General features: G+C 45.4%; 1 protein-coding gene. It reads right to left on the bottom strand.

Features of this window, described 5'->3' with window-relative positions; genetic code table 11:
* Positions 1 to 207: condensation domain-containing protein (locus HFE01_RS26915; RefSeq protein ID WP_167438897.1), on the bottom strand; the 207-nt coding region annotated here is incomplete at both ends.

Genomic DNA, 207 nt, shown 5'->3' with positions numbered 1-207 from the left:
CATCAATGGCAGCTTTTCCAAAACATAGCCGGAATTTGAACTTTGACCGCTTCTGTTTGTGTCGTCATCCCGTTCTGCTACAGAAACTTGCGCATTCTCACCAGGCAACAAGGTTTGCTGCTCAAAACCTGCCAAATAGTCACTCCAATAACGAGATGCTTCCTGTGCATCTTGGTGTTCCAACCATTCGATATAGTCACTATACGG

Source organism: Paenibacillus sp. EKM10P, assembly GCF_011800655.1.
GTDB lineage: Bacteria > Bacillota > Bacilli > Paenibacillales > Paenibacillaceae > Paenibacillus > Paenibacillus polymyxa.
Note: the sequence above shows the minus strand (reverse complement) of the source record. Positions and strands in the feature narration are given on the sequence as shown.